The following is a 21,333-nucleotide window of genomic DNA, read 5'->3' as shown; positions in this document are numbered from 1 at the left end:
AGCACGGTGTTTTTTTATGCCATTTAAAAGTATTCGGTTTATTTTGAATCTAATTGGTTATTTGTTGCACATTTATGCTTGATTGCTGTCTGGATATACAGTACTGTATATCCAGACAAGTAAGAGGTGTGATATGAATACCGGATTAAAAACTATTGATGAACTTATACTGCGTCACGGCATTAAAACGGCTGAGTCACAAGACACGTTCCAGCAAGTAATGAATTGGAGCGGCAATGATCCTCGAGCCGCCCATTACAAACTGCCTTTTTGTTTTTATCAGTTGATCACCAACCTGCCGGCAACGCAAAACGTGATATTGCATCATTTTTATTTGCCTCATCGAAAAGCCAGGTTGGCAAGCTTCCTGATAAATTCGCAAGGTAAAATCATTGAGCAGGTGTTTTATCAGCGCGACGCGAAGTACGTTAAAGCCAGTAAGAAATTACAGGCAATGGTTCAGCGAGCCTATTTAACTACGACAAGTGTAGCTGCATAACCCTCTGTTAAATATTGCGTTATTTTATTAATTCGCCTATTTAGGGTTATCGTAAGATAAATGTCATTGTTATTTAAATTTGATTGGCGATAATCGGTGTTCCATTAGGAGGAACATTCGTGAAAGTCTATTTTTCGCACGGCAAAGAAAGTGGCCCGTGGGGCACCAAAATTCGATTTTTAGCTGACATTGCCGAGGAAATGGGATGCCAGGTCGAAAGTATTGATTATTCGGCCACGCAAGATCCGGAAGAACGCGTCGCATTGTTAAAAGAGACGTTGCCGGCTGACGAACCAGAAATTATTCTGGTCGGATCCAGTATGGGTGGCTATGTTTCGCTGGTAGCAGCAATGGAGTACGATGTGAAAGGCGTTTTCCTATTGGCGCCTGCGGTTTACATGCCAAATTATTACCAACAGGATTACCCGGTAAACTGTGCGGTATCCTGCGTTCATGGTTGGCAGGATGAAATTATTCCTGTGGAAAATGTACTGCGTTTTGCAAAAGCGCAGAGTGCCAGCTTACATTTGGTGCCCGGTGATCATCGCCTGAATGACTCACTGGATTTGATTGGTCCTATTTTTAAGCAATTTTTGTATAGTTGCCTTACAGATAAAATTTAATCCGCAAACGCGTTGGCTTCCCGTAAGGCATTGTTAAAGTTGCTGCGAAGGGTTGCTAATGTGTCTTGTTCAATATGGAAGATTTGAACGAACCGCTCACCGCCAGCCTGTGCCTCTAATTGACGATCCTCGAATTCAATTCGAAGGCCTAGTGATTTCAGTGTTTGTACGTCGTAACTAAATAACTCTGCATCGCGGCGCTCTATAAATCCAGGCATTAGGCCAATGGCTGTGATCATGTGATCCACGCCAATGTTACGAAAGAACTCAACCTCCCGCTGATACCATTTGTTCAGATACTGTTGATGCTCTCGTTGCCAATCTTTACCAGATAGCGTCAAAATAAATTTTGCGTAGACGGGCACTTCGAGTGAGCTGAAAACAGGCTGGAGAGCGCTGCCATGCCAACCAATCAGCCCATTTTTTTTTACAATGACAGTATTAGCGGCTGTCGCGATGTAATTGGCGCAAGAAGAAAAGCAATAATCATGTACTTCAACATCCAACTTGTGCTGGTGAACGATATTCCCAATGTCCATGCCACCGAATACATCTCCACCGTTACTGGTTATCTGTAATCGGGTAATAAAGTCGTTTTCTTTTATAAACTCCACAAACGCCCGTGCGTTTTTTGCGGAGGTTGGGCCATTGAAAATCACAGTGGAACCGTTAAGTGAAATAACGGGTGTAGTAGGTAATTCGATATTGCCAAGCGTGCTGCAGGCCGAAAGCAGAAATAATGCAGCTAAAAAAAGACATCTTGGAAAGCAGGTAATTTTCATCCATGTACCTTTGAATCAAATAATGACAGCTAAAATCCGTTTAGCGTTGAGTATGACTTGTTCGGGGTAAAAGTAACAAGCGCACTGAGTTCAGCACGCTTGTTTGAGCGATATTAAGCGTTTATGACTTTTACCATCGCTTTTGCCAAAGTGTCTACGTTAGCCAGGCTGATACCTGCAACGTTAACACGGCTTGAGTCTACAAAATAAACACTGTGCTCGTTACGCATCTTTTGTACTTGCTCAGGGGTGATACACAGGAATGAGAACATCCCTTTTTGGTCGTTAACAAAACTGAAGTCTTTCTGGGCGCCGTACTCAGCTAACTTGTTGACTAACAGTTCACGCAATGTACGCATACGCACACGCATTTCATCAACTTCATTTACCCACTCTTGTTTCAGCGCGTCGTCAGACAGGATAATGTCGACCAATGCGCCGCCGTAGCTTGGCGGCATGGAGTAAATACCACGTGCAACGCTCTGGATTTGGCCTTGGGCAATTTTACGGGTATTGCTGTCAGCACACACAATTGCAGCCAGACCAACACGTTCGCGGTATAAACCGAAATTCTTGCTGCAAGACGCTGCGATGATCACTTCAGGTAAGTTTTCACACAGCAAACGCACGCCATAAGCGTCGTCTTCCAGGCTATCGCCAAAGCCTTGATAAGCAATATCCACGAACGGTAGGAATTCACGCTCTTTAGCGACATTCATTACTTCCTGCCATTGAGCTTTGGTCAAGTCTGCACCCGTTGGGTTATGGCAGCAGCCGTGAAGCAATACTACATCGCCTTTCTTAACCTGGCGCAAGCATTCCATCATGGCATCAAAACGAATTGACGCAGATGCTTTGTCGAAGTAGGGGTAAGTTTCAATAGTCAGGCCCGCATTACCAATCAATGGAATGTGGTTAGCCCACGTCGGGTCGCTTACCCATACTTTGGTGTCTGCATTCACACGCGTCAGTAATTCAGAAAGAATACGCAGAGAGCCGCATCCACCAGGAGCTTGTACAGCAGCAACACGGTCAGCCAGCAGAACAGGGCTCTGGGCACCTAAAATTAGCTGCAACATACCGTCGATAAAACCCTGAACACCTTGTGGAGTAATGTAGGTTTTAGAAGTTTCACGCTCCAGCAGTACTTGCTGCGCTTTTGCTACCGCTGACAGAATAGGGGTATTGCCTTGTTCGTCCTTATAAACACCTACACCTAAATCAATCTTACTAGGGTTGCTGTCCTGCTTGTACGCAGCAGATAAACCAAGGATAGGATCCGGGGCAAGTTGGGGTAGCACTTCAAACACGATATGTCCTCACGATTTCATTAGTCAAGGTTATCACGGGCTGAAAACGGGCCTGCTGATAACAATAAAAATTGCAGCGCAATTGCGCCGATGCGTTATAGGCATTGTATGCTAAACGGGCGTGTTAGCACAGGTTGCGCATTATGCCACTATCGAGATCAAATACGAATAGAAAATCATCCTAAAATTAGGCTGATTTCCAACTAAAGTGTTGCATTTGGCCTGGTATTCCCTCGGCAGAATAGTGACATTCATACCAATTTACGTTTTGTGCCTTATCCACGAGTAACACCGTAGAGCTCCGCGTACCATATTCAGGGGTACGTATGAAGATGGAAGACAAGGCTTTTTCCCATTCAAATGAGACGCCGGTGTCAGGTAACTTATTATCCGGCGCCTGAGTTTGATCGCGCAGCAACGTAAACAATCGATCAACATCCAGTATGCGTGTGTCCTGTATGTATTGTTGCAGGGCTTCGGTTCCCCTCAGCGCTTTTGGCCAGGGCGTATTCAGTGACGCATTCGATAATCCGTGCACACCCGGTCCTAAAAAGGCGTGTTGTCCGGTTTCGCTGTTGAACACAGCAAGGTGCCGGTAGTGGCCAAATAGAAAATTGAATCCGTTGTATTGGTCTGCATTAATCTTCAGGCTTTCCAGATGCCGGCCGGTTAAGGGTTGGTCAGTCAGATAGTCAACGACCAGTTCACCCCGTGTTTTCTTGCTGTCACTGTGAGCACTTGGGTTGCGAATGTTGGTGAGTGCCGCAATGTGGCCGTTACGCGTAACGCCCATCCAGGTGCCTCCGGCAGATAAATCCTTGCCTGCCAGCATATCCGGGTGGGTATGCCAGAATGAGGAAGGGGCAGTCGGACGAGCGTAAAACTCGTCGCGGTTTGCCGCAATAATAAGCGGATAATCAGGATGCTGTTGTACCGCAGCAAAAATAATACACATGCTACAACCCGGCAAACGTTGCCATAAGGTAAGTTCAGGCTACAAGTGTAACGAAATCGCCCTGGTATCTGTAGCGAGAATGCGCCGAACTTTAACAATTATGCTAGGATTGGGGCTAAATAATCATAATTATAAAGGTTAACTATGCACGATAAGCAGTCTTTTGCGTGTTATTCATTGCCTGACAAAGTGCCCTCCAGAAAACCGGGATGGTTCGGTCGTTTATGTCGCTGGTGGCTGGACAAACGCGGATGGAAAATTGATGGGCAAATGGCAAACCAGCCTAAAATGGTTATAGCTGTGGCGCCTCATACGTCTAACTGGGACTTCATCATTGGTGTGGCAGTGATGTTTGCACTGGGTATACGGCTGTCATTTTTTGGGAAACACACCATTTTTACGCCGCCGCTGGGCTATTTTATGCGCAAGATTGGCGGCATACCTGTAGAGCGCAGCCAGGCGCATGGTGTGGTGCAAAGCATAGCGAAACAGATTAATAATGCCGATGAGCTTGTGTTAGCGCTGGCACCTGAAGGAACAAGAAAAGCGGTATTCCCCTGGAAAAGCGGCTTTCTTTACATTGCGCAAACCGCTAGAATCCCCATTCAATGTGTAGGATTGGACTATCGACGCAAGGCGTTGGTGTTTGGTCCGGTTCTTACCGTATCCGACGACTTAGCATCATCAATGGACGCAATTTACTCGTTTTATCGCACCATTGATGCCAAGTATCCACAGCAAACAGTAACGGAGCCCAACGCGTGACAAAACTGGGAGTAACCACCCGTCAGATTCATGCTGATCGCCTTTTGAATCAGCCTACAGACGGTGCAGTGCATAGCAGTACTACAAATTCAGTTCTTTTTGAATTTAAACAATCACAAGATTTAGTGGATGTGTTTCAGGGTAAAAAAGTAGGGCACGTATATTCGCGTTCTTCGTCTGGCTCTGTTGTTGCACTGCAAAATATGGTTGCGGATTTGGAAGGCGGACTGACCAGCGTTTGCTTCGCAACGGGTATGGCTGCAATCACCAGCACGTTTTTGTCGCTGTTCAAAGCGGGTGACCACATTATTGTGAGCCAGTACTTGTTTGGCAACACTCGCAGCTTTATGGACACGTTGCAGGATTTCGGAGTGGAACTTACCTTTGTAGACGTGACCTCTATACAGGATGTGATTGCAGCGAAACAACCGAATACGCGCGCAGTGTTTTCTGAAACGATTGCTAACCCGGTGACACAGGTATCTGATGCCCGTGCGATTGGGCAGTGGTGTGAAGAAAATAACTTGCTGTTCATGGTAGACAACACTATGACACCGCCTCCGGCGTTTGACGCAAAAGCGATGAAAGCATCCCTCATTCTGTGCTCGTTAACCAAGTATCTGGCAGGGCATGGTCACGTGTTAGGTGGCGCTGTGATAGATACAGGCTTGTTCGATTGGACTACCTTTCCTAACATCAGCCCTAAATATCAGGTTGCCGACAAGGCCATGTGGGGCATTACGCAGATCAAGAAGAAAGGGTTGCGCGATATTGGGGCGACACTGGCTTCTCAGTCCGCACACTTGATTTCTGTAGGCATGGAAACACTGTCTTTGCGTACCGCCCGCAGTAACGAGAATGCGCTGAAACTGGCGACCTATCTTGAATCGCACCCAAATATTCAAACGGTGTACTATCCTGGATTAGCTAATCACCCGCAGCATTTCATTGCGCGTGAGCAACTGGCTAATTATGGATCTATTTTGAGCTTTGACTTGGTGCCCGGCATTGAGCCATGTGAATTTTTGGACAAGCTGGAGCTGGTAATTTCTGCCACGCACCTGGGTGATACCCGCACGTTGGCCTTGCCTGTTGCGCCAACGATTTTCTTTGAAAATGGGCAGCGAGAACGAGCGCGCATGGGGATCACGGAAACCATGATACGTTTATCCGTAGGCATCGAAGACACTGACGATCTGGTTGCAGACTTTGAGCAAGCCCTGAATAGCTTCTCGTTGTAACACCCACGTCAATTGCCACTACATTCATAAGCCTCTGTTGCAGCTGCACAGAGGCTTTTTCTTTGTTACGTCGTATTTCGCCTTTGTAAATTTCATTCTATTTAATCGAACGGTACACGTGATTTTTAGCCATGGATGCCCCTCGTAACAGCTGATTTAATGAATACATCAACTGATAGGAGTGGCAGACATGAAAAATATTCTAGTAGTAAACAGCAGTTTAAACAGTGAAGCAGGTAATTCATCTAAGTTGGTAGCCAATTATCTGGACAAGCTTGCCAGCAAAGACGTGAAATTAGACTTACTTGACCTCAATAAAGCGCAGCTTCCACATCTGACCCAACAAGAAATGGCGGCGTGGATGACCGCGCCAGAAGAGCGTACACAAGCACAAGCAGAACTGGCAGCCATTTCAGATGCATTGCTGTCTCGTTTAGTAGAAGCGGATGAAGTGGTTATTGGCTTGCCAATGTATAACCTGGGCGTGCCTTCTACTTTCAAAGCCTGGATTGATAGACTGGCTCGCGCTGGAAAGTCATTCAAATACACGGAAACAGGTCCGGTTGGTTTGATTGCAGACAAACCTGTAACGGTGCTCGCCGCTCGCGGTGGCGTCTATGCGGGAACAGATTACGATACGCAGACGCCGTACATCCGTCACATTTTTGGTTTGATGGGGATCACCAGCGTGAATTTCGTGTATGCAGAAGGCCTGAACATGGGTGAAGAAGCGGCTGAGAAAGCTTTTTCTGCAGCAAATGAAAAAATTATTGAACTTTTGTCTAATTAATCAGACAAAACCTATGCAGTTAGCAAAAATAGCAAGGATGAGTTATCTGAACTATTGTTGCTAAAGTGTGTTCCAAGTTGAGTGTGCTTTAGCCCCGTAATTTACGGGGCTTTTTTTGCCTGACAATAAATCGACCCGGGCAGGCCGATTTATCACAGTAACATTACATTGCTAGTGCTTTGGCAACATCGCCACGCAGCGACTTGTCTGACGGTTTTACCGAGCTTTTATAATGCTTCACAATGTTCCCGTTCTTGTCGACAAGGTACTTGTTGAAGTTCCAGCTTGGCGCTTCTCCGGTAGCCTTAGCCAGCATACGGAATAACGGGTCTGCGTCATCGCCTTTCACGTGGGTAGGTTCAAACATAGGGAATTTAACGCCGTAGGTTAACTCACACAATTCCGCTGTTTTTCCCTCATCTTTGGCTTCCTGATTAAAGTCATGCGACGGAAAACCTAACACGACAAAGTCCTGGTCTTTTAATTCAGCATACATGGCTTCGAGACCTTCGAATTGCGGCGTGTAGCCACAGTAGCTGGCTGTGTTCACGATAAGCAGTGTTTTACCTTGAAATTCACTGCACATGTTTACGGTTTCCTGAGAGTTCAGTTTGCGCTTCATGAATTTCAGTACGTCAGGGCAAGAGTTCGCCTGGCTGGTAAAAGCCACAGCACTTAACAGCAGGGCGCCCATTAATTTTTTCATTTTGTCATCCTTTATGATTGGTGTTTGTTGAGCAATACAGTGAAAACTATCGGCTTGGATCACAGTGACCCACAAAATACGGTGCTTATTAAGGCACTGTATTCGATCTATTGAAGCGGTGTTCTCACGGCAAAGCGGATAAGTTTAAGGATAAATATACACAAGCACGGGTTTATCATGGCTATAATGACGGGGTTGTAATTAATAAGTAAATAAGAATATGCCAAATCACCTGACCAGAAGTTTAATTGCAGGTAGTTTAAGCCTGCTTTTGTTCGCCTGTGCGAACACCACAGAATCCAGTACTCCTATTGCGCCGCAAACAACGGCCGCGTTGCCACAGCCAGCTAGCGTCGTTGTCCCCGATGTCGCTACATCCAAAAGCAACAGCGAGTTAACGCTGAAACAAATTATGGCCGATCCCGATTGGCTTGGCAGGCAACCATCAAGGCCTTCGTGGTCATTGGATGGTGATATTGTGTATGCCCGCAAGCGAGAGGGCAGCGTCGTTGATGATTATTTCCTGATTGAAGCCGGAAAAACCGGCAACGGTGAGAAAATCGAGCTAAGCCAGGCGCATCAATACCGTTATGACGAGAAGGTCACCAGTCACGATGAGCAATATACGGCCTGGCGCTTTGAAGATAGCGTATTTGTAAAAATGCCAGACGGTGCGGTTGTGCAGCTAACTCGAGGAGGCCAACCTCTTCGCGATCTGACCTTTATGACTGACAACAGGTTAATGGCCAGAACGGGTGATAGCTTTATTGCTTTTGATTTGCGCACCGGACAGCAATCCTTGCTGATGAGCTGGAAATTTGCTGATGCGCCCACTGCTAATAAGCCACCTAAAGACTTTATTGCAGCAGAACAACAAACGCTGATCCAGTACATACAGGTACAGCGCAAGAATCGCGAAGACAGGTTCGAACACGAAGCTGCCAAGCGCACCGCAAGCCCCGCGGTGGCTCCAGAGCCTTTTTATTTCCCATCGGGTGAGCGCCTGGTAGCTGCAACCTTATCGCCTAATGGTGAGCACGCCATTGTGGTAACAACCAAACAAGGCAGCTATCGGGATAAAACCGACATCATGCCGCACTACATACAGGAAGATGGCCGAATTGCAGCTATTGACGTGCGACAGCGCGTTGCCGATGCAAAGCCAGTTGAAGAAACAGTGTGGCTGGTTGACTTGAATGCGCACTCGCAACACAAACTGTCGTACGTTAACCTGCCGGGTTATAACGACGACGTACTGGCCGACGTGAAAGCAGAAAATGCAGCTGCACGCGGTGAAACATACACGGTAAACCGCTTGCCCCGGTCCATAGGTTTGCTGAACAGCTGGTACTGGAGTGAACCTTCTGTACGTTGGCATCAGGATGGCACTGCGGTTGCGCTTATGCTGGAAGCGTGGGACAACAAAGACCGCTGGATTGTAACTGTTGATTTTGACAGCAAGCAATTCAACACAGAACACCGTCTTCACGACGATGCCTGGGTAAATTATCGCTACAACCAGTTTGGCTGGTTACACAATTCACATACGCTGTTTTATCAGTCGGAACATACCGGTTACAGCCACCTCTATGTCCAAACGCCAGGCCAGGCACCTCGTGCCCTGACAGCCGGTGAATACGTTGTCGATGAAGTCACCCTGACTAATGACGATCAGTACGTGTACTTTAAAGCCAATAAAAAACACCCGGGTATATACGAAATTTACCGCGTCAATGTTGAAACCGGTGAGCATGAAACTCTGACCGAATTGAATGGTATGACGGATTACGTATTAAGTCCTGGCGAAGACGCGCTGCTGCTGACCCATTCTAAAGTCACGCAGCCTCCAGAGTTGTTTTTACAAACACTTACTTCGGGCTCTTCACCAGTTCAACTGACGAATACCGTGAGTGAGGCTTTCAAAGCGTTGCCGTGGACTGCGCCGCAAATCGTCGCTATTCCCTCTTCACACACCGACAAGCCAATTTACGCACGCGTGTATTTGCCTGAAGGTTATGAGCAAGGTAAAGCAAAACGCGCGGTTGTGTTTAACCATGGCGCGGGCTATTTACAGAATTCACATCTGGGATGGTCGGGGTATTTCCGTGAGTTCATGTTCCACAGCCTGTTAGTACAAAAGGGCTATGTGGTGCTTGATATGGATTACCGCGCCTCAGCCGGATACGGCAGAGACTGGCGTACTGCTATTTATCGCCAAATGGGGACGCCGGAGGTCGAAGACTTACGCGATGGGGTAAACTGGCTGGTTGAGAACGCCAATGTTGATCGTCAGCGCATTGGTACCTACGGTGGTTCATACGGTGGGTTCCTGACCTTTATGTCGATGTTTAATGAACCGGATTTGTTCCAGGCCGGCGCCGCACTTCGTCCTGTTTCTGACTGGGCACATTACAACACGGCGTATACGTCAAATATCCTGAATACACCGGATGTCGACCCAATTGCCTATCGCAACAGCTCGCCAATCTATTTTGCAGAAGGCTTGGAAAAAACATTGCTCATTAACGCGCCTATGGTAGACAACAATGTGTTTTTTGTTGATGTCGTGCGTTTAGTGCAGCGCATGATCGAGCTGGAGAAAACCGACTTTGAAACGGCGATTTACCCGGTAGAACCCCACGGCTTTGTGCAACCAAGCTCGTGGTTAGACGAGTACCGTCGAATCTTTAAGCTATTTGAAGAAAACCTGTAACGGGTTATTCATTCTAAAAACTAAAAGCCAGTCAGGGATACATTCCTGGACTGGCTTTTTTTATACTTTGTGTAAAATCAGGCGGCCTGTTTGGGCTTAATGGCTACATACAACGCTGACATCGCCCACATCAGAATAAACAACGCTAATCCACTCACTGTGCCATACAAATGGGCATCAATGGCAACCGAGGCACCAATCAAATCAGCAACCTCGTCGCTGCTGCCTTGCCATTGTTCCCAGCCGACCTTTGCAACAATCCCCAGCAGGAGCAATACGCCTGAATAAATCTTATTGCGAATGTCCATGCACGCGCCCCATACAAACAAGCCGTGCAATGCCCCTGACAACCCGACATACCAAATTAACGACGGTGACAAATAGTAAATGCCCAGACTGGTGCCTAAGCCACACCACAAAAACAACTTGATAAACAACATAGGCCTGTAGTGTTCACCGTGCAGAGCCCATAGAAAAAACAACCCAGCACTGTTTAACAAAAGGTGATATCCGTTGGTGTGTACGAGGTTTCCTGACAATAGACGCCAGGTTTCCAGGCTTTCCAATGCATAGCGATCGTAGGCTAACAATTCGGTAGTAGCAGAGCCCGATAAAAATAACAGGAACACAGTAGCGAGCAAGATCAGAGGACCAAGGCTAAACTGTGGTTTAAGTGGTAGCGCAACTATCATTGGAATTAATTTTTGTATCGGTAAGGGGAGCGCTATGATAACGAAAAACCACTCTGGTACCAATTAATCTGCGGCAAGTACGCTGACCCTCGCGTACAACGCGCCTCCCTGAGGTTTGCCGCGCATAACAAAATACAATGGAGACTAGCATGTCAGAGATTCAGATCATCAGCCAACAGGCCGTTACCGAGATTGTTATTAACCGACCAGAAAAGAAAAACGCGTTAACCCGTGAAATGTACAAAACCATGGGCGATGCCATCATTGAAGCCGATGCCAGTGAGGCGTGTAAAGTCGTGGTTATCCGCGCTAACGGTGACATTTTTTGTGCGGGTAACGAAATTTCAGGTTTTGCGAATCATGGCAAAGAACCGCATTTGGCTGAGACAGTAGGTTTCATGAAAGCGTTAACTAACTGCAAAAAGCCAGTAATCGCCGAAGTTTCAGGATTAGCGGTTGGCATTGGCACAACCATGCTGTTACATTGTGACTTAGTGTATTGCGCAACCGGCACTCGATTTGTATTACCTTTCATCAACTTAGGGTTAGTACCCGAGTATGCCTCCAGCTATATCATTCCTCGCATGGCAGGACGCCGACGCGCCAGTGAATGGTTGATGCTGGGCGAACCCTTCAGTGCGCAAGATGCCAGCGATTTTGGTTTAGTTACAAAAATTGTCGAACCCGACGCCTTGCGGGATACCGTTAGCGACGTTGCCAAGAAGCTAGCGGCCAAACCAAAATTCGCTCTATTACAAACAAAAGCATTATTAAATAACGAGGCAGAAGACATCCAGCAGCACATGGACTACGAACTGGATATCTTCATTGAAGCAATGGGCACTGACGCTGCGCAGGAAGCGTTTGATGCATTCCTGCATAAGCGACCAATTAACCCAGAAAAATTCAAATAGAGGAAGATTCACTTTGAGTCGTAGTCGCACAGGTAGTTATATTCTGGCAGGGTGTTTAGCCCTGTCTGCCAGTTTCCCTTCTTTTTCTCAGCAAGCGCCCCGCGAAGCGGGTGAACCTGAAGCCGCTACGGGATACGTTGAAAAACAAGCATTGGCCAGCAAAGACTATATGGTCGTTGCGGCCAATCCTTATGCATCCTGGGCAGGAAAAAATATCATTGAAAACGGCGGCAATGCCATTGATGCTGCCGTTGCAATACAGGCCATGCTGACGTTGGTAGAGCCGCAGTCATCCGGTGTAGGCGGTGGTGCGTTCATGCTGTATTGGGACAATGAAACCAAAACACTGCATACCTTTGATGGTCGCGAAATGGCGCCCGCAGGTGTAAATGCATACTGGTTCATGGAACACGGTCAGCCCATGAAGTGGATTGATGCCGTGGTGGGCGGAAAGTCAGTGGGTGTGCCGGGTGTGATGAAAGCGCTGGAAACAGCCCACACGAAATACGGTGACCTGGAATGGAAAGCGTTGTTTGCCGACGCCATCGCCACCTCGGAAGAGGGGTTTAAAGTATCCAAACGCCTCGAGAAACTGGTCACAATGGCCGAACAGTATCACAAGGGCATGAAAGCGTTTCCGTCGACGGCGACCTATTTTTACCCTGCCGGTAAGCCGTTAAAAGCGGGAACGACCAAAAAGAACCCATTGTTAGGTAAAACCCTGCGCAATATTGCAGAGCAGGGAACCGACTACATGTACAAGGGCGATTTGGCCACCAAAATTGCCAAAGCAGTACAAACGGCCAACATTAATCCCGGTGTGCTGAACGAAGAGGACCTGGCTAACTACAAAGTTATCGAGCGACAGGCTGTTTGCGGTGAATACCGAGCCAAGCAAATTTGCGGGATGGCACCACCCAGCTCTGGCGGGATCAACGTCTATCAGATCCTGAAACTGCTGGAGCGGTTTAATTTAACTGACTACGCCATCGACAGCCCTGAGTTTGCAAACTTGTATACGCAAGCCAGTGCGTTAGCCTATGCTGACCGCGAGAAATTCATTGCCGACAGTGACTTCACCAATTTGCCCTACGCGGCGTTGATCAACGAAGGTTATCTGGAACGCCGCGGTGAATTTATTGCACCAGACAAACCCTGGCGATTTGCCCGGGCAGGGGAGCCGTTCAGTACCCAGGTAATTGCCGGAAGTACCTTGGAACAGCCAAATACCAGTCACTTCGTGGTAGTAGACAAGGCCGGTAACGCGGTGTCGATGACGACCAGTGTCGAGTTTATGTTTGGTTCTGGCCTGATGGTCGACGGCTTTCTGTTAAACAACCAGTTAACCGACTTTTCATTTTCACCCTCGCAAAACCGTTTCCCGGTGCCGAATCGCGTAGAGCCACATAAGCGTCCCAGGAGTGCGATGAGCCCCACTATGGTGTTCGATGAGGACGGTAATCTGGAATTGCTGGTGGGCTCGCCGGGCGGCAGCCGTATTGTGAGTTATGTTGCACAGACCCTGATTGGTGTAATCGACTACGGATTAGACATTCAGCAGGCTATTAACCTGCCGAAGATCACAAACCGAAACGATTATACCGCTTTGGAAAAAGGCACGCCAATTGAAGCATTGCAGGCACCGCTGGAAGCGTTAGGGCACAAGGTTAAAATTGTGGACTTAAACAGTGGACTGCACGGTATTCAGGTCATGCCTACCGGTTACCTTGGTGGTGCAGATCCTAGGCGTGAAGGGGTTGCGGTAGGTAAGTAGCGTCATTCACGGACTTCATTTTATGTCTAATTGCAAGCCACCAATCGGTGGCTTGTGTCATTAAAACCTATTTGTTGTTACGCTAAAGAGCACTTTGTATTTCTAAACTCTGTTTTTAAATAAGGATGTTGGTGTTGTGCGAGAGTTATTATGTTGTTCATTTTTGCTTTTTTTGGTCGGCTGCCAATCATTAGCTGTTACTACTGAAATTCCTTACGAGACTGAGGTGATGCTTCCGCCATACCTGGCGGCAATGAAATATCGGGATCAGATTGAAAAGTGCTGGCTTAATAGTGAACAGTTTTCAAAGAGTGACATGATCGTAGAGGTGTTTCCAATGTCTGGAATACACGACCCACAAGCAAATTGGATTTCCCTGAATATCAGACCTAAGTTAGTTGATATGGCTTACTCGTCTTCGGTGTTCTCCATTATTATTGAGGAAACGTCAACAAAGACTAGTGATGATCCTAGTTATCGTAGTTCAACGATAAGAGTAAGAACTTATCCAAATACCGCTTCAGGCTATCAATATTATTGGTTAGACATAAAGCGGTGGACCGAAGGTGATACTAACTGCAGTTCTTCGACATTGAGCCAGAATAACGCTGCTAATATCGCCTCTAACGAGGTTTAATATGTACCGCGTAATTTACCGAAGTAAAAGCCCATTCAGTAAAGTTAAGTTGGATAAAAGCTTAAAGCGAATACTGGAAATCGGTTTGCTGGAAGCGAAAAGCACAACAGATGAACTAATCGATAAGCAAACGGTGACTTTCGAATCGGTAAATAGTAGGCAGGCAGACCAGCTCTTAAAGTTAGCCGTCGATGAAGGCATTGACGCTTTTAAAGAGCAATAAAATGGATTTTCTTTCCTTAGAATGGTGAAAATGGACGAAACAGAAAAAAATGGTGAAGACCAATACCTGATCATTTACGACGGCGTGTGCAATTTCTGTAATGGCGCGGTGTCTTTTATTATCAAACGGGACAAGTCCGAACGGTTTATTTTTTCTCCTATGCAGTCAGACTATGCACAGGCGATTATTCGTGAGAAAAGTGTGGAAACCGTTGGGGTAGATACCTTTATGCTGGTGAAACACGGCCAGGTTTACTTATGGTCGGACGCGGCACTTGAAATTACCCGGGATTTAACCGGCTTTTGGTCTCTTTTTCGGGTATTTTCCATACTTCCCAGTACCTTTCGCGACGTCTTTTATAAATTGTTCGCCAGAAATCGCATCAGGTTATTTGGTGGTACTACCCAATGCCAAATACCGGATAAACATCTGTTGTCGCGGTTTCGTGGATTATAAATACCGGCGACGAGTGATTTTAACACCACTGCAAAATACTTCACTCTGTGAAAATATTTAGGTATAACAAAGCTATCTGAATAAATTCATTCAAAGCGCGTGATGTTTCACCTGTTTATTTAACGGATCGCGTCAATTAAAACCCAAACATGGAGCGTTGTATGAGCACCAAAGAAGACTATTGGGGCATGCCCCTGAATACCTATTGTATGGCTATTCACCTGAGCCAGCTAACAAGCATTATAATCCCGGGGTTGGGTCTTATTCTGCCCATTGTGATGTGGGCAGCCAATAAAGACAAACACGAAGCCATCGATATTCACGGTAAAGTGACCATAAACTGGCTGATTAGCCTGTTTATTTATTCCTTGATCTGCGGCATTCTGGTATTCATATTTATTGGCATTATAGGCCTTGGCATACTGGCACTGCTGAACCTGATTTTTGCCATTGTCGCCGCCATCAAGGCTAACGACGGTCAGGTGTGGGTTTATCCGCTGAGTATTAAATTTCTAAAGTAGTGTCATAGAACGGCAAGACAGAAGGGGCAGGGATCATATGAGTAAACAGCGTCCTTTCGGGCTGATAGTTGGTTCGATACTGCTTGCCGTAAGCCCGCTGAGCCTGTTGGCGGGCGAATTACCTCAGGCTAATCCACTGCAAGGACGTTGGGTATTCAACATTCCGGAAACGGTGGAAGCGTTGAAATACGCAGACCTGACCGATGAAGAACACCGGCGTTTTTCTAAAATATTTAAACCGGCAGAACTGCAAATAAGCAGTGATACGTATTCTACTTATTCTCATCGCGGGAAAACGCACACACCCTATGAAATTCACAGTATCTCGGAAGATGGTTGCTGCTTTACCCTTCAACTTAAAGACACGCGTATTCCACTTGATATTCAAAAGCACGATGTATGCCTTGAAGATGATAAGCTCATTCTGGTTAGCTACAAAAATATCCAGGAAATTTATCATCGAAAGACACAACCATCACACTAAGCGCAGAGGAAGCGATGAAGCTAAGCGAAGACGTTGAGATCTCCACTCGCAAAGGGATGACCTTTGCGTTCAACCACGACCAAAACCGAATAGTGCTAAAAGCCAGTGCACTCACGGGCAAGGAAGCCGTCTATGTTAACGATCAGTTGGTGAGTGAAGCGCGGAACATCAAAACGCACTCTGTTCATGTATTTACTTATCAAGGGACTACATACCAAATAGGGTTAAAAGTCGACAGCATCTTAAAGGGTAAAATGACCTGTACGCTCAGTGCCGATGGCCATCAAATTACGTCATATCAGTTACATTACCACAAGCGAAAGAGCAATAAATTCGTTGAGTTGCCGTTAATTGTGCTGGCGGGCGCGGCAATGGGGATTGGATTGTCAAATGGCATGATCACGCATTGGATGGCGATTGTATTTATTGTGGTTGTGGCGATATGGGCGGGCTTGAGTGTAAAAGGGCAGTGGGTATGCACTGAATGTAAGTCTGCTAAGGAATTACAGGTTTAAGCTTTCATTTTACGTTGTTTTTATTGATCTATATCAGCCGTGCATGAAACCAGTACTTTGGGAGAATAGAGCACAATTTTACCCCGGCGTACCCTGATCTCAGTTTCACTTTATTAAGGAAATATTATGAGATTAGGTAAATTTGGATTAGTCGGTTTAATGGTGTGTACAGGCTCGTTTGCCAATGCCGGCCAAGTCGAGTCGCAAGATGTCAAAATGATCAACCTGGCCCATCAAAGTGGGTGTGTGACCTGCCATGCTATATCAGGCGCGGGTAAAGGCCCAAATGGTCTCAAGCCTATTGGACCAGCCTGGCAGGATGTTGCCAGGAAATACGGTCGCGATCCGGATGCTAAAGCGGCGTTGGTCACTACGGTATTACATGGTTCAAGTCCTTATCAAAGTCACTGGAAAGGCGAAGTTTCGGGTGTTGCAATGCCACCCAATTCAGTGGTCTTAAACGAAGCACAGGCAAATGAGCTGGTGGACTGGATACTGCACCTGGCTGATTAAGTCAGTTAGCACCGCAGTGGCTAACGAGGTTTCTCGTTGAACCAAGTTCGTTGCGGTGCTATAAAACCGTATTGCTAATGGAATATGGAATGCTCATGGAAGGCTATCTGCTGCGTAAGCAGGACATTCAGGCTCTGTGCGGCGAGCACAAAACCCACTTCCTTAATGACAGTGCAAAGCGCGAGAATCTGTCGTTAGGCGATCTTACCGGCCTTACTGGCTTCGGCTTTCATCTTATTTCAGTCGCTCCTGGTGATTACACTACCGAATACCATGTTCATCACGATGAAGATGAGTGCCTTTATATTCTATCGGGAACGGCGCTGGCTCGTATTGGTAATCAGTCCTCACAGGTAAATGCCGGAGATTTCATAGGCTACCGGGCTGGTGGAGAGGCGCACACGTTACTGAATAATGGCGATGAGCCTTTGGTGTGTATTGTTGTAGGGCAGCGATTACCTCATGACGTGGTTGATTACCCCGACAAACAGAAACGCTTGTACCGCCAGCCTGATCGCGACTGGGATCTGGTCGATCGTGCTGCAATCGAACATCCGCGCAGGAGAAAAGAGAGTAAATGAAAGCATTCAGCAGTTGCCTGATGGGGTTGGTGACACTGTTTAGTGTGCCTGCCAATGCCGTCACCGTAAAAGAAGCACGGGCTTCCTACACTTATGTAAACAAAGCCCTGCGAGAAAATGCACCGTTACGTGATATTGATACGGCTGTGTTAAGAAACCATGCTCAGGTATTAAATGAAGCATTGGACACTTTTTCTATTGGACCCCAAGGCTATCGGATGCTGCTTGATGCACACCTGAACGCCGAAGAGATACTAATTAAGCAAGCCCAATTAATGGACTTACCCTACGATGTGTCTGCAATACAAATCAGTCTGGACAGGCTGGATGCTCTGATCCCGTCGCTTGAAAAAGGTCAGGGTGGCATGTTGTACACGGCAGGCCATGTAGCGTCTTATATTTTGGAGGACAAGGAACTTGCTTACCAGTATTGGTTAGGTTGTGCGGAATTGGCGCATCCAGGGTGTATGAATATTATGGCCACCAGCTACGAGTCAGGAGTAGGCACGATGCCGCAGGACGAAGCCTCGGCTGTTTACTGGCACAAAGAAGTGGTCGATACCGGCACCTATGCACGCTGTGCTGGCGGATTTTCCGCTGCTTCGTTAGCATTACTGCAATTTACCGGTGTTGAAACCGGTGAACCTATTCAGTACTGGTTGGATAAAGCAGATAACCTGCTGCAGCAAATTGTTGATGCCGAGAACGATCCTCAGGCCTGCAACCTCAGTGAAGTTGATTTACTCAACTGGTTATTTACACAAAATGACGAGGCGCTGGAAAGACTCAAAGCCTTTGAATTTGATACCACTAATGACTACGGCATGTCGCGCAATTTGGTGCGTGATGCGTTGCTTCAAACCGATGATTTTAATGTGTTCGCTGAAATTATGCCTGCGATTGTTGATGATTATCAGCGTTGTAGGGCCGCCAGTTTATTTGCTTTAAAGGTATATGATCAGCCAGATCAACTACGTGAAATTCAACAATATGTCCGTGAACTGCCACCGTTCGACTGCGGACGCAGTCAGGCCACCGTTAACCGTCTTTTGTCATTACATATCTAACAGGAACGCCTCTTGAAATACATTGTATTGGTTTTGCTTATTTTACAATCGTTGTGCACTTATGCCTCTGATTTACTGAGCCCGGATGCGTTTACTGCACATTACGTAAAAGTAATAGAAGCACAGTATCCGGACATAAAAGTGACAATTAAGGAACCGTTGGCACTCTCTATCGCCTATCCCGACGGCGGCACAATGAATAGCTTTTTGGACAACGCGTACATTGAATACCAGAAAGACCCGGACAATATCGACACTGTCATTGTGGCTTATGCATCTGGTCTTGACCAAACCCGTGAACTTGAAAGCGCCGAATTTACGCTGGCAGAGGTGATGCCTGTAATTAAAGACATTAACTATATTGAGCAGGTTGGCGAGATGTTGAAAGAGGCCGATGCTGACAATGGTTTGGTATACGAGCCGCTCAACGAAGAACTGTTTGTTGTGTACGTGTTTGATACACCCACGTCAATCCGCTTTATGACACAAAGCGATCTTGTCGAGTTGGGCGTAGAGCAAAGCAGTTTGCGAGAAGCTGCATTAACCAATTTACAAAACGTGCTGCAACATGTGCAGTTAGAAGGCGACCCTGCTTCCTTGTCGATGTTGGTGGCTGATGGCATGTACGAGGCGTCAATGTTGTTATTTGACGGGATATGGAGCAAACAACAGTTTCCGGTGAAAGGGGATATCGTGGTTTATGTGCCTGCCAGAGACGTAGTGCTGATTACCGGTAGTGAAGATATGGTCAGCCTGGCGACAATTCAGGAAATCCTGTTCGACAAACAGGGTTTTGCCCATCCCATTTCAAAAAGTGGTTTTGTATTTAAATCGGGAAAATGGGAACATTTTTAGCTGTGCAGACAGCACAATGGCGGCCCGTTACAGGAACGGGTCTGCCTGTACTTTGTCGACTTTCCAGCGACCATTCACTTTCAGCAGTTCCAGTGTACGCAGGTCTTCCACCTTATCGCCATTGTACTGACCAGAAAAGAACAAGGTAACCACGGCGCTATCTGAATATTCACTTCTACCAATTGACTGGCCTGTTTGCGGCGTGACCTCAACCGTATCGTATTTCAGGTTAAACAGGTGTCGCTGAACATTGTTGTTTGTGTGGTAGCGCTTAAGAATACGGGCCAAGCGATCAGTACTGATACTCACCGCACGATCAATCGAGTCATCGCTGTAAACACCGCGAATAAACATAACGGCTGTGTATTCGGGGGTATTCTCATCGAGCATTCCGTAACGCCCGATACGTTCTTCTTTTTCACAGCCAATCAGTAACGTTAGCAAGCCGGCTAAACACAGCAAATGAAGTAATTTTTTCATTGAATATCAACCTGTAATTGTTGTTATTAGAGTAGCAGGGATTAGATTTGAAAGGCAACTTTGGGCCAGAATGAACAACGGGGCCAAATGGCCCCGTTGTAATTAGCATGTGTGATGCAATGGGTTTACTGTACTTCTTCCTGTTCACCGAAGGCGCCAGCAAACAGTGGGCTGGACAGGTAACGTTCAGTACCACTGGCCAGTAATACTACGACGACCTTGTCTTTGTTCTCTGGACGCTCAGCAAAACGCTTGGCAGCAACAACAGCCGCACCTGAAGAGATACCGGCAAGGATGCCTTCTTCCACCATCAGGCGATGCGCCATTTCCATACACTCTTCGTTAGTTACCTGCTCAACTTCGTCAACCAGATCCAGGTCCAGGTTGCCCGGAATGAAGCCTGCGCCGATGCCTTGAATCTTGTGTGGTCCAGGTGTTAATTCTTCACCGGCTTTTGCCTGCGTGATAACAGGTGAATCTGTTGGCTCAACAGCAACAGAAGTAATCGCTTTGCCCTGTGTATTCTTAATGTAACGGCTAACACCGGTAATAGTACCACCCGTACCTACACCGGCTACGAACGCATCTACTTTACCTTCAGTCGCTTCCCAAATCTCAGGACCGGTAGTTTTCTCGTGGATTTCAGGGTTAGCCGGGTTTTCGAACTGTTGTAACAAAACAAACTTGTCAGGGTTCGCGTCAACGATTTCCTGAGCGGCTGCCACTGCACCTTTCATGCCTTTAGGCGCTTCAGTTAATACCAGGTTTGCACCCAGGGCTTTTAGCAATTTACGGCGCTCCAGGCTCATGCTTGAAGGCATTGTCAGGGTGATTTTGTAACCACGTGCAGCCGCAACGAACGCCAGAGCGATACCTGTGTTTCCGCTGGTAGGCTCTACAATCTCTTTACCGGCAGTCAGGACGCCACGCTTTTCCGCGTCCCAGATCATGTTTGCACCAATACGGCATTTTACGCTGAAACTCGGGTTGCGAGATTCGATCTTCGCGTAAACATTTCCCGATGTGACGCGATTTAATTTAACCAGTGGCGTATTACCGATAGAAAGTGAATTATCTTCAAAAACTTGCATGCTTGTTCCTTTTTGTTTGTCCTGAGCTCTACAATATTAGAACATAGTGCTTTGCGAACAAAGCTTGTGTCGTTGGTGCACAAAAGAGCTCTTTTGGTTACCCCTATATCATTGTTATTAAGCTGAAAAAAGCAAAGTGATTTTCG

Annotated in this window: 25 protein-coding genes; 18 read left to right on the top strand and 7 right to left on the bottom strand. The window is 46.8% G+C overall.

The window, feature by feature from the left end:
- The first annotated feature begins 133 nt into the window (after positions 1 to 133).
- Together BUB81_RS17675 and BUB81_RS17670 are read left to right on the top strand one after the other, a co-directional pair.
- Complete coding sequence (locus BUB81_RS17675; protein WP_073324671.1) at positions 134 to 499, top strand: hypothetical protein; 366 nt, start codon at positions 134 to 136, stop codon at positions 497 to 499.
- 119 nt (positions 500 to 618) lie between these two features.
- On the top strand, positions 619 to 1,122 hold the full coding sequence (locus BUB81_RS17670; protein ID WP_073324670.1) for a YqiA/YcfP family alpha/beta fold hydrolase: 504 nt from the start codon (positions 619 to 621) through the stop codon (positions 1,120 to 1,122).
- Here BUB81_RS17670 and BUB81_RS17665 read toward each other — a convergent pair.
- The 3 genes from BUB81_RS17665 to BUB81_RS17655 all read right to left on the bottom strand — a co-directional run bounded on the left by BUB81_RS17665 (position 1,119) and on the right by BUB81_RS17655 (position 4,169).
- On the bottom strand, positions 1,119 to 1,904 hold the full coding sequence (locus tag BUB81_RS17665) for a Clp protease/crotonase-like domain-containing protein (RefSeq protein ID WP_073324669.1): 786 nt from the start codon (positions 1,902 to 1,904) through the stop codon (positions 1,119 to 1,121). The two genes, BUB81_RS17670 and BUB81_RS17665, sit on opposite strands and share 4 nt — an antisense overlap.
- 113 nt (positions 1,905 to 2,017) lie before the next feature.
- Entirely contained in the window at positions 2,018 to 3,214 is a 1,197-nt protein-coding gene (locus tag BUB81_RS17660; protein WP_073324668.1) for an amino acid aminotransferase, read from the bottom strand.
- Positions 3,215 to 3,401: 187 nt separating this feature from the next.
- Complete coding sequence (locus BUB81_RS17655) at positions 3,402 to 4,169, bottom strand: NRDE family protein (protein WP_073324667.1); 768 nt, start codon at positions 4,167 to 4,169, stop codon at positions 3,402 to 3,404.
- A 144-nt stretch (positions 4,170 to 4,313) separates the two neighbouring features.
- Between BUB81_RS17655 and BUB81_RS17650 the strand changes: the two genes are divergently transcribed.
- The 3 genes from BUB81_RS17650 (at position 4,314) to BUB81_RS17640 (ending at position 6,965) form a co-directional block, all read left to right on the top strand.
- Complete coding sequence (locus BUB81_RS17650; protein ID WP_073324666.1) at positions 4,314 to 4,934, top strand: lysophospholipid acyltransferase family protein; 621 nt, start codon at positions 4,314 to 4,316, stop codon at positions 4,932 to 4,934.
- Entirely contained in the window at positions 4,931 to 6,175 is a 1,245-nt protein-coding gene (locus tag BUB81_RS17645) for a cystathionine gamma-synthase family protein (protein WP_073324665.1), read from the top strand. The genes BUB81_RS17650 and BUB81_RS17645 overlap by 4 nt, the downstream gene beginning before the upstream one ends.
- 190 nt (positions 6,176 to 6,365) lie before the next feature.
- Positions 6,366 to 6,965 (top strand): FMN-dependent NADH-azoreductase, encoded by a 600-nt coding sequence (locus tag BUB81_RS17640; protein WP_073324664.1) that lies wholly within the window; start codon positions 6,366 to 6,368, stop codon positions 6,963 to 6,965.
- 163 nt (positions 6,966 to 7,128) lie between these two features.
- On the opposite strand, the gene BUB81_RS17635 is transcribed toward BUB81_RS17640, so the two are convergent.
- Entirely contained in the window at positions 7,129 to 7,671 is a 543-nt protein-coding gene (locus tag BUB81_RS17635) for a glutathione peroxidase (RefSeq protein ID WP_073324663.1), read from the bottom strand.
- A gap of 220 nt (positions 7,672 to 7,891) precedes the next feature.
- On the opposite strand from BUB81_RS17635, the gene BUB81_RS17630 reads away from it, so the two are divergent.
- Positions 7,892 to 10,384, top strand: coding sequence for a S9 family peptidase (locus BUB81_RS17630; protein WP_073324662.1), 2,493 nt, complete (start codon positions 7,892 to 7,894; stop codon positions 10,382 to 10,384).
- A 77-nt stretch (positions 10,385 to 10,461) separates the two neighbouring features.
- On the opposite strand, the gene rrtA is transcribed toward BUB81_RS17630, so the two are convergent.
- A complete protein-coding gene (rrtA, locus tag BUB81_RS17625; protein WP_342742643.1) occupies positions 10,462 to 11,076 on the bottom strand; it encodes a rhombosortase in 615 nt (204 codons plus the stop codon).
- 149 nt (positions 11,077 to 11,225) lie between these two features.
- On the opposite strand from rrtA, the gene BUB81_RS17620 reads away from it, so the two are divergent.
- The 12 genes from BUB81_RS17620 to BUB81_RS17565 all read left to right on the top strand — a co-directional run bounded on the left by BUB81_RS17620 (position 11,226) and on the right by BUB81_RS17565 (position 19,616).
- Positions 11,226 to 11,990 carry an enoyl-CoA hydratase-related protein gene (locus BUB81_RS17620; protein ID WP_073324661.1) on the top strand — a complete coding sequence of 255 codons (765 nt, stop codon included), beginning with the start codon at positions 11,226 to 11,228 and terminating at the stop codon, positions 11,988 to 11,990.
- Positions 11,944 to 13,764 (top strand): gamma-glutamyltransferase, encoded by a 1,821-nt coding sequence (gene ggt / locus BUB81_RS17615; RefSeq protein WP_084526693.1) that lies wholly within the window; start codon positions 11,944 to 11,946, stop codon positions 13,762 to 13,764. The genes BUB81_RS17620 and ggt overlap by 47 nt, the downstream gene beginning before the upstream one ends.
- Before the next feature lie 136 nt (positions 13,765 to 13,900).
- On the top strand, positions 13,901 to 14,401 hold the full coding sequence (locus BUB81_RS17610) for a hypothetical protein (protein ID WP_073324660.1): 501 nt from the start codon (positions 13,901 to 13,903) through the stop codon (positions 14,399 to 14,401).
- Position 14,402: 1 nt separating this feature from the next.
- Complete coding sequence (locus BUB81_RS17605; RefSeq protein WP_073324659.1) at positions 14,403 to 14,624, top strand: hypothetical protein; 222 nt, start codon at positions 14,403 to 14,405, stop codon at positions 14,622 to 14,624.
- 30 nt (positions 14,625 to 14,654) lie between these two features.
- The gene (locus tag BUB81_RS17600; protein WP_073324850.1) at positions 14,655 to 15,080 is read left to right on the top strand and encodes a thiol-disulfide oxidoreductase DCC family protein; all 426 of its coding nucleotides are present in this window, start codon (positions 14,655 to 14,657) and stop codon (positions 15,078 to 15,080) included.
- A 161-nt stretch (positions 15,081 to 15,241) separates the two neighbouring features.
- Positions 15,242 to 15,601 carry a DUF4870 domain-containing protein gene (locus BUB81_RS17595; RefSeq protein ID WP_073324658.1) on the top strand — a complete coding sequence of 120 codons (360 nt, stop codon included), beginning with the start codon at positions 15,242 to 15,244 and terminating at the stop codon, positions 15,599 to 15,601.
- A 37-nt stretch (positions 15,602 to 15,638) separates the two neighbouring features.
- Entirely contained in the window at positions 15,639 to 16,085 is a 447-nt protein-coding gene (locus BUB81_RS17590) for a hypothetical protein (protein ID WP_073324657.1), read from the top strand.
- Positions 16,086 to 16,099: 14 nt separating this feature from the next.
- Positions 16,100 to 16,600 carry a hypothetical protein gene (locus BUB81_RS17585; protein ID WP_073324656.1) on the top strand — a complete coding sequence of 167 codons (501 nt, stop codon included), beginning with the start codon at positions 16,100 to 16,102 and terminating at the stop codon, positions 16,598 to 16,600.
- Between the two features lie 126 nt (positions 16,601 to 16,726).
- The gene (locus tag BUB81_RS17580; RefSeq protein WP_073324655.1) at positions 16,727 to 17,113 is read left to right on the top strand and encodes a c-type cytochrome; all 387 of its coding nucleotides are present in this window, start codon (positions 16,727 to 16,729) and stop codon (positions 17,111 to 17,113) included.
- 95 nt (positions 17,114 to 17,208) lie between these two features.
- Positions 17,209 to 17,694, top strand: a complete 486-nt coding sequence (locus BUB81_RS17575) for a cupin domain-containing protein (protein WP_175555831.1) — start codon at positions 17,209 to 17,211, stop codon at positions 17,692 to 17,694.
- Positions 17,691 to 18,761, top strand: a complete 1,071-nt coding sequence (locus BUB81_RS17570) for a sel1 repeat family protein (protein ID WP_073324653.1) — start codon at positions 17,691 to 17,693, stop codon at positions 18,759 to 18,761. The genes BUB81_RS17575 and BUB81_RS17570 overlap by 4 nt, the downstream gene beginning before the upstream one ends.
- A 12-nt stretch (positions 18,762 to 18,773) precedes the next feature.
- Positions 18,774 to 19,616 carry a DUF1444 family protein gene (locus tag BUB81_RS17565; protein ID WP_084526692.1) on the top strand — a complete coding sequence of 281 codons (843 nt, stop codon included), beginning with the start codon at positions 18,774 to 18,776 and terminating at the stop codon, positions 19,614 to 19,616.
- A gap of 27 nt (positions 19,617 to 19,643) precedes the next feature.
- On the opposite strand, the gene BUB81_RS17560 is transcribed toward BUB81_RS17565, so the two are convergent.
- Both BUB81_RS17560 and cysK read right to left on the bottom strand, forming a co-directional pair.
- A complete protein-coding gene (locus tag BUB81_RS17560; protein WP_073324652.1) occupies positions 19,644 to 20,096 on the bottom strand; it encodes a hypothetical protein in 453 nt (150 codons plus the stop codon).
- A 125-nt stretch (positions 20,097 to 20,221) separates the two neighbouring features.
- Positions 20,222 to 21,187 (bottom strand): cysteine synthase A, encoded by a 966-nt coding sequence (gene cysK / locus BUB81_RS17555; protein ID WP_073324651.1) that lies wholly within the window; start codon positions 21,185 to 21,187, stop codon positions 20,222 to 20,224.
- Positions 21,188 to 21,333: the final 146 nt, after the last annotated feature.

Origin of the sequence: Marisediminitalea aggregata, from assembly GCF_900129565.1 — a bacterium.
Taxonomy (GTDB): Bacteria; Pseudomonadota; Gammaproteobacteria; order Enterobacterales; family Alteromonadaceae; genus Alteromonas; species Alteromonas aggregata.
Note: the sequence above shows the minus strand (reverse complement) of the source record. Positions and strands in the feature narration are given on the sequence as shown.